Source organism: uncultured Endozoicomonas sp. (assembly GCF_947495845.1).
Taxonomy (GTDB): Bacteria; Pseudomonadota; Gammaproteobacteria; order Pseudomonadales; family Endozoicomonadaceae; genus Endozoicomonas.
Window position 1 is genome coordinate 60,447 of sequence record NZ_CANMAO010000022.1, and the last position, 7,948, is coordinate 68,394.

Consider the following 7,948-nt stretch of genomic DNA (forward strand, 5'->3'; position numbering starts at 1 on the left):
CATGAGCAAGGTATTGCCCTTTCGACCCAAAGCGGTAGATCACGATAAACGACTGCAGCAACGCTTTGCAGAAACCGACCGTCTGACCCTGTTGTTGATTAATGATGAACCGGTCACGGTGCACGGAGTTGAGTATTCCCTCGATGACGTGTTTACCGATTTGGAAAACAGCAAGGACTTGCGCCACCACCTGATCAATCTGTTACAGGCGACAGAATCACAGGAACCGGAATGCGTCAGTCGTCTGAATCGTTTCCTGATTGCCGGTGCCAGGGAGCTGGCCTTTCGGTTAACGGCTGAATTGCCCGTCCACCAGCACAACAATAAAGGTAAGCAGGCATGATCAAGCTTAAGAGCTTCACAACAACACTGGCTGCCATGTCAGCATTAGCAAGCCCGGTTCATGGAGGTTTGAAAAAAATCTTCCATAAGAAAAAGCCGCGCCCCTGTCTCCAGTGCAATCACCTGCACAACCACAACAACAGCTGGTGCAGTGCTGAGTGTCGGCGCAAGTTCCGGCAGGAGTACAAGCGTGAGCAGTAACGGTCAACGAATCTTGGGGGAGATTCAATGGTTAATTACATCCGGATCCATAAGTTCTGTGAGCTTACCGGCTGGACAGAAAGCTGGGTCTACAAGCGGATTAGTAAAGGATTATGGCTGGAGGGTAGGGAATACGCCCGTGTCTCAGGCAACCGAGTTGTCATCAGTCTAAGAGGTTATGAGGCGTGGGTAGAGAAACGACAGGGGTCAGAGTCGTCAGCAACAGCACCATCGAAATCAGTTTCCCCTATAAGGGAGTGCGCTGTCGCGAACGGGTCAAGCTCAAGCCCACCCCCGCTAATCTGAAACGGGCTGCACGACACCGGGCGGCCATTATGGATTCCATCGAGAAAGGCACCTTTGATTATCTGGTGACCTTTCCGGATTCCCCCAGGGCGAAAGAGTTCGCCAAATTGCCGGGGGATGCACTGACGATCAAGAACTACCTGACCAAATGGCTTGATGACCAGAAGAACCAGCTGAAGGCAAGCACTTACAACGATTACAAAAAGAGCGTCAACAACATACTGATACCGGCCTTTGGTCACCTGATGCTGACCGACCTAAGGCGCAAACATATCAAAGCATGGGGCAAAGATCTGACCTGCAGCAACAAACGGATCGGTAACTTATTGAGCCCCCTGCGCTCGGCACTGGATGAAGCCGTGGAAGATGAAGTCATCGACCAGAACCCATTACAGGGTTGGAGCTACACCCGCAAAGAAGAACCGAAGGAGGATCATGTGGATCCATTCACCAGAGAAGAACAGGAAGCCATTCTCGGCGCTCTGCAAGGTCAGGGCAGAAACCTGATTGAGTTCGCTTTCTGGACTGGCCTTCGTACTTCTGAGCTGGTGGCTTTGCGCTGGGGCGATATCGACTGGATAAACGGCGTTGTCAGGGTACGCAGGGCATTTACCCAGGCAGCAAAACAGGATGAAGGCACCAAAACTTATTCAGGCCGTCGTGATGTGAAATTGTTGGAACCGGCGCTTGAAGCACTGACCAGTCAAAAGGCCTGGACGTTTCTGGCAGGAGAGCACGTTTTCCACAATCCACGCACCAACGAACCGTGGACAGGCGACCAGCCCATCAGAAAGACACTGTGGACACCGGCACTGAAAAAGGCAGGCGTCTTATATCGCAACCCATACCAGACACGGCACACCTATGCCTCCATGATGCTGTCGTCCGGTGAACACCCCATGTGGGTAGCGAAACAGATGGGGCATGCAGACTGGACCATGATCGCCAGACGTTACGGCAAGTGGATGCCGGATGCGGATCCGGAGTGTGGCAACCGTGCAGTAGGGTTGTTCCGGGAAGAGAAAAACCAAAAACAAACCAGGAAGAAGGGGAACTCAAAGTGAAAGGAAGAACGTTTCATGTCTGCGTTCATATCGAAGACATGCTGCAGAAATCAAACCGAACACTGAATGGTCTGCTGGCAATAAATGGCCGTGAGCTCACCGGCAAGGAGGTGAAAGAGTATCTGAAAACCGTTCAGGCAGAACAGGGTTACACCCATTATTCCGGCTGCGACAACATGAACAGTGACGGTCGATGTGCTGGCCATCCATCGGAGGCCACAACATGAAACTGAGATGGCCAAGGGGAAGGTACAACGGCCAGAAGATCGGCGGTTTCAAAATCTCTTTCGAAGTGAATGTACTGAGCTGGGATTGGAAACCCATCTTCCACTGGAAGTTTGGTTATCACTATTTCATCTGGCTCTGTTTCACCGTTCGATTTGAAACAAGCTACCAGGCAAAAACCACAAACTAAAAAAGGCATCACAATGACAACCACAAAACACCTGATGATCGACATCGAAGCCGCCGGCAAATCCACCAGCGCCGCATTAGCCAGTATTGGTGCTGTCTTTTTTGAGCCGTCTACTGGTGAACTGGGCGCTACGTTCTATCAGCCGGTGAAGCTCTCCAGTGCCCAATACTTCGGCGGTCAGATTGACGCCTCCACTGTTGAGTGGTGGATGAAGCAGAGCGAAGAAGCCAGGGCGGTATTCAATGATGACAATCGGGTTGGCCTGAAAGAAGCCCTGAACGGACTGGCCAGATTTATCACCAGCAATGCCGGAGAGGCTGAAGTGCATGTCTGGGGTAATGGCCCAGCCTACGATAACGCCATCCTCGCCAATGCCTTTAAAGCGACATGGATCAAACAGCCATGGGCGTTTAGTAAAGACACCTGTGTCAGAACCATGGTGATGCTCGGTCGTCAGCTGGGCATTGATCCGAAATACGATATGCCCAGAGAAGGCGAACACCATAATGCGCTGGCTGATGCCATGCATCAGGCACGATATGTGAGTGTGATTTGGCAGTCGTTGTTTACAAAGTAAAAGGTAACCTGAAAAAAAGGAAGTCTCTAAGAAGGTTGCGGTGAGGGGGAAGTAGGGCGTCTCCCCCTATGAGCGCAAATCCTTGACCGAACTTGACTCTCAGGTAAAACCACATGCTTTGAAATATCTCTTACGCTGTAGTTTTGATCATATAAATATTGAAGGTAAGAGTTTTGGTCTTGAGTTGGCATTAACGAGAAAAAGAAATGATTGGAATGATCCTGCATACCACTGAACAGCTTCATAACTAATACCTCATAGAACCAGAGCTGAATAATTGTAGTACCTAAATAAAGATTCAAAGAAATATCTGATTAAAAAATTTGGCACATGTTCAAAGGGGGAACTTTTGCGCCATGAAAAAGGAAACCAACAATTACCGAATCCCACCACAGATGGGGCTTAATTTCTCCGGTGAATTGATCGTTGATAATTTTGCCGGTGGCGGTGGTGCCAGTACTGGTATTGAAATGGCCATGGACAGGCCGGTAGATATTGCCATCAACCACGATCCGGAAGCCATCGCCATGCACACCATTAACCATCCGCACACCAGGCACTATTGCGAATCCGTGTGGAAAGTGGATCCGGTGGAAGCCTGCAATGGTCGTCCGGTGGCGTTGGCCTGGTTCTCCCCTGACTGCAAACACTTCTCCAAAGCCAAGGGCGGCAAACCCAAAAGCAAACAGATTCGTGGCCTTGCCTGGGTAGCGGTGCGTTGGGCGAAACGGGTTCGTCCCCGGGTGATTATGCTCGAGAACGTGGAAGAGTTTCAGGACTGGGGGCCACTGCTGGAGGACGGTACGGCTTGCCCTGCCCGAAAAGGTGATACGTTCAGGCAGTTTGTCCACCAGCTGCAATCCTACGGCTATCAGGTTCAATGGAAAGAGCTGAGAGCCTGTGACTATGGAGCGCCCACCATCAGAAAGCGTCTGTTCCTCATCGCCCGTTGTGATGGTCAGCCGATTGTCTGGCCAACACCCACCCACGGAACAGAGCAAAACCGGTACAAGACAGCCGCCGATTGTATCGACTGGTCAATTCCTTGCCCGAGTATTTTCGAACGCAAGAAACCACTGGCAGAAAACACACTGCGCCGGATTGCCAAAGGTATTCAGAAATTTGTTGTGGATAACCCGAAGCCGTTTATTGTGCCCATCGCCCATTACAACGGCAGCAACCTGGTACACGATATTGAGCAGCCATTGAGAACCATCACGGCTTATCCAAAGGGTGGATCGTTTTCATTGGTGACGGCTTTTATTGCGAAACATTACACCGGCGTAACCGGATCATCCTTAAAAGAACCACTGCACACCATCACCAGCAAAGACCATAACGCACTGGTGACCGCACAACTGCAGAAGCGAAACAGCCATTCTGAAAAAGTCCATGCGTTCCTGGTGAAGTATTACGGTGCAGGTGACGGCCAGAGCATTACCGAACCATGCCACACCATCACCAGCCGTGACCGTTTCGGGCTGGTCACTGTGGCCGGTGAACCGTATTCCATCATCGATATTGGTATGAGGATGCTGACACCCCGTGAGCTCTACACCGCTAATGGCTTTCCTGCTGATTACATCATTGACCACGACGCCAAAGGCCACCGCCTGACCAAAACCAACCAGGTAGCCCGCTGCGGTAACGCAGTACCACCACAGTTTTCCGAAGCACTGGTCAGAGCCAACCTGATCAGTTCAGCCAAAGAACAAGCAGCATAAGGAATCATCATGAACAATAACAAACTGCAGGCATCCATCTTTGAAGGTTATTCACAGCGACTGCAAATGACCGAAGCTATCGAACTGACCAAACAATCCTTGCAGGCCCATGGCAAAGAGCACAATCACTGGGGCATTGCATGGAGTGGTGGCAAGGACAGTTCAGCTACTCTGACGCTCATTATATGGATGATTGAATCGGGCATGATCGAAGCCCCTGAAAAACTCTCCGTGTTTTACGCTGACACCCGAATGGAATTACCACCACTCTCCATTGCCGCCTACCAGATTATTGATGAACTGGAAGAACGTGGCATCGAGGTGAATATTGTCATGGCTCCCATGGATAAGCGTTTTATGGTGTACATGCTGGGTCGTGGTGTACCGCCACCCAATAACAACACCCTGCGTTGGTGTACCCGTCAGATCAAAATAGACCCGATGCAGGACTCACTAGCCGAAGCCATGGGTGAGAATGATGACAGTATCTTAATGATTACCGGCGTTCGTCAGGGTGAAAGCGCCATGAGAGACAGCCGCATCATCATGAGCTGCGGTAAAAATGGGGCTGAGTGTGGACAGGGCTGGTATCAGAAAGAACTGCCCAACGCGAAAGGCATTCGTGGCCGTGTGGCAACGCTTGCCCCTTTGCTGCACTGGCGGGTGTGCCATATCTGGGAATGGCTCAAGCACTGGGCACCACAAGCCGAGTTTGGCGACTGGTCAACAGCAGCCATCGCCGATGCTTACGGTGGTGAAGAAGCGGAAGAACTCAGCGCGCGAACCGGTTGTGTCGGCTGCCCACTGGCACAGGATGATAAAGCACTGGAGACCATCGTCGGAATGTCACACTGGTCATACCTGGCACCACTGAAAATGCTGAGACCACTGTACCGTGATCTGAGAGAACCAAAACACCGACTGCGGAAGCCCGGCACCGATCGTAACCGCGACGGCTCTCTGGAAACTAACCCGCAGCGAATGGGTCCACTGACACTGGAAACAAGAGAAGATGCGCTCAACAAAATTCTGGATATCCAGAACAGCGTAAACCGTGTTGCCATTGATCGAGGTCGCCCAACCATCAGCCTGATCAACGAGGAAGAAGAAGCCCGGATTCGGGAACTGATCGCCGCCAGAACATGGCCCAACAAATGGCGGGGAGATGAGCCCAGGGCAGACGAAGCGATGGACCTGATTCTTGCCGAAGGTGTTGTGCAACCATTACTGGTCTAAATGTGATGATCAGTATGCGATCTGGAAAGAATTTTGACAGCATTCTGCCATTACGGAGAGTTAAGTGATTGATTTTTATAAAATCGACGCGGGTTCAAATCCCGCCGTCTCCACCACTATAAAAACCTCGTAGGTCGTTGATCTACGGGGTTTTTTTATGGGTGGGAATTGGTGGTTTTTTGCGAAGTGTCCAAAAAGTGTCCAACTGGATTTTTCTGGAATGAATTGGCAGGCTTGGCTTGGGCAGGTTGTGAAGAAAGTGGATTAAGGCGGGTGGCATCCTTTAAGTGGTCAGGATCAAACTTTGCATACCGCATCGTGGTAACAATATCAGAATGACCAAGGATTTTTTGCAGTACCAAAATGTTGCCACCATTCATCATGAAGTGACTGGCGAATGTGTGGCGTAAGACATGGCTTGCCTGTCCTTTCGGTAACTCAATACCAGAACGCTTTAACGCTCTTCTGAATGCTCCCAGGGATGACCAGAACCGTTTATACACTTTCAGGTGTGCAGTGATTTCATCGAACAAGTCAGCCTCTAAAGGTATCGAGCGTATGCGTTTTCCCTTGGTGTTGGAATACTGCACTCGATAGTCCTTAAAGTGGTATAGCTTTCTACTTTCCACTTCGCCCCATCGAGCGCCGGTACTTAGACATAGACGGGCTATTAATCCAACATGAGGATTAATACAGCCCTTGTCGATATGATGCAGGAGCGTTTCTACCTGGTCTGTCGTGAGATAGGCCAGTTCCGGTTGCTGGGTCTTGATCATTTCTGCTTCTTCCAGAGGGTTCCGGTATTTGATCTCCTTGGTTTTGATCAAGGTGTTATACATGGCTCGTAAGTAGCTCAAATGGTTGTTGATGGTTTTATCCATAATGGGCTTTTCTGTTGAGCTGCCTGCCTTCTTAATTGCCTTGTACTGGTTGAAACCCCCTATGGTGAGACTTCGGGCAATGGGGTTATCCAGAAAGGCGGCAATGTTCAATAACACCTGTTTTCTGCGAAAACCGTCTGAAAGGTCTGTCCCTTTGGCGTTATACCAAAGCTCAATCAATTCGGTTAATCGTCGATTATCGACGGCTTCGGTTTGCCAGGGCTTTCCTTCCTTGTATTTCCTTTTCAGGAAGTCATGGTATTCGATACATTCCCGTTTGGTTTCACAGGTTTTTCGATATCGCTTTCCATACTCACCAACTCGAACATCGAGTTTCCAGAGTCCTGTCATTCTGTCTTTTATTATGCTCATTGGATTTCTCACTTTTAGCCTTGTTTTGCAGGCTAATTCTTGGAGGGTTCTTTGTTATACGTCCTTCGCCGTTTGTTGATTTCCGTATCAAGATCATCAATGGTTTCAAGTTCGTGTATCAGGGTCTTTATTTTCTCCTTCTCTTTTTTGGTGAATTTAATTTCAGCTTTACCGGTGATGAGGTAGTTGCTGGCAAATGGGAATAATTCGCACATTTGTTCTACCAGGTCGGCAGGTGTGCGCTGTTTTCCGTACTCTATATTCTCAAGCGTCTGCTCTGGAATATTGCATTTTCGGGCAAGCTCCCCTCTGGTTAGACCTTCAAGTTTGCGTATTAGTTCGATTCTTTTATTAATTTTACTCATTGATTTAATTAACCTTTTTAAAATTAATTATTTTTATATTTGTATAGTGTACGGAAATCGAGTGTATCTTTTATTCCGTATATATAACGGAATTTATATACGCAACTACTACTATCCTGCTTCAAGGAGGAAATGGCAACTATGGAAAACTCGGGAATCTTCCAGACCATAGAAGATTTCGCAAAGAGTATTGGTGTCTCAGTGCGAACTGTGGACAGTTGGGTTGAAAGAGGTTTGCTTCCAACCTGCAAAGTCGGGAAGCGACGTTTGATAAATCTCTATCAGATTCGAAAAAATCTGGCATCTGGAGAACCGATCAACGCTACCACCCTGGCGAAATTCCGCAAAAAAATCGAAAACTAAAACCGCGTCGTATTGCCTTTCGGTTCTATGTACGGGACAAAAACACCGCAAGCCAGATATAGCAATGCATAATAAGGTATGAGCTGGCTTCCATACTGGGTA

The 7,948-nt window shown here is 49.1% G+C and carries 11 protein-coding genes; 9 read left to right on the forward strand and 2 right to left on the reverse strand.

Annotated elements, in window-relative coordinates; translation table 11 throughout:
* The first annotated feature begins 1 nt into the window (after nt 1).
* From Q1B11_RS14425 to Q1B11_RS14460, 8 genes are all read left to right on the forward strand, one after another.
* Nucleotides 2-343: a hypothetical protein gene (locus tag Q1B11_RS14425; RefSeq protein WP_299733905.1), complete on the forward strand. Its 342-nt coding sequence runs from the start codon at nt 2-4 to the stop codon at nt 341-343.
* Complete coding sequence (locus Q1B11_RS14430) at nt 340-543, forward strand: hypothetical protein (RefSeq protein ID WP_299733907.1); 204 nt, start codon at nt 340-342, stop codon at nt 541-543. Before Q1B11_RS14425 ends, Q1B11_RS14430 begins: the two co-directional genes overlap by 4 nt.
* 185 nt (nt 544-728) lie before the next feature.
* The gene (locus Q1B11_RS14435; RefSeq protein WP_299733909.1) at nt 729-1,913 is read left to right on the forward strand and encodes a site-specific integrase; all 1,185 of its coding nucleotides are present in this window, start codon (nt 729-731) and stop codon (nt 1,911-1,913) included.
* Entirely contained in the window at nt 1,910-2,140 is a 231-nt protein-coding gene (locus Q1B11_RS14440) for a hypothetical protein (protein ID WP_299733911.1), read from the forward strand. Before Q1B11_RS14435 ends, Q1B11_RS14440 begins: the two co-directional genes overlap by 4 nt.
* Entirely contained in the window at nt 2,137-2,328 is a 192-nt protein-coding gene (locus Q1B11_RS14445; RefSeq protein ID WP_299733913.1) for a hypothetical protein, read from the forward strand. The genes Q1B11_RS14440 and Q1B11_RS14445 overlap by 4 nt, the downstream gene beginning before the upstream one ends.
* 13 nt (nt 2,329-2,341) lie before the next feature.
* Complete coding sequence (locus tag Q1B11_RS14450) at nt 2,342-2,905, forward strand: 3'-5' exonuclease (RefSeq protein WP_299733915.1); 564 nt, start codon at nt 2,342-2,344, stop codon at nt 2,903-2,905.
* 356 nt (nt 2,906-3,261) lie between these two features.
* Nucleotides 3,262-4,629, forward strand: coding sequence for a DNA cytosine methyltransferase (locus Q1B11_RS14455; protein ID WP_299733917.1), 1,368 nt, complete (start codon nt 3,262-3,264; stop codon nt 4,627-4,629).
* Between the two features lie 9 nt (nt 4,630-4,638).
* A complete protein-coding gene (locus tag Q1B11_RS14460; RefSeq protein ID WP_299733919.1) occupies nt 4,639-5,865 on the forward strand; it encodes a phosphoadenosine phosphosulfate reductase family protein in 1,227 nt (408 codons plus the stop codon).
* 155 nt (nt 5,866-6,020) lie between these two features.
* Here Q1B11_RS14460 and Q1B11_RS14465 read toward each other — a convergent pair whose 3' ends face one another.
* The gene (locus tag Q1B11_RS14465; protein ID WP_299733921.1) at nt 6,021-7,118 is read right to left on the reverse strand and encodes a tyrosine-type recombinase/integrase; all 1,098 of its coding nucleotides are present in this window, start codon (nt 7,116-7,118) and stop codon (nt 6,021-6,023) included.
* Between the two features lie 32 nt (nt 7,119-7,150).
* Complete coding sequence (locus Q1B11_RS14470) at nt 7,151-7,483, reverse strand: helix-turn-helix transcriptional regulator (protein WP_299733923.1); 333 nt, start codon at nt 7,481-7,483, stop codon at nt 7,151-7,153.
* Nucleotides 7,484-7,624: 141 nt separating this feature from the next.
* On the opposite strand from Q1B11_RS14470, the gene Q1B11_RS14475 reads away from it, so the two are divergent.
* A complete protein-coding gene (locus tag Q1B11_RS14475; RefSeq protein WP_299733925.1) occupies nt 7,625-7,846 on the forward strand; it encodes a helix-turn-helix domain-containing protein in 222 nt (73 codons plus the stop codon).
* Nucleotides 7,847-7,948 lie beyond the last annotated feature (102 nt).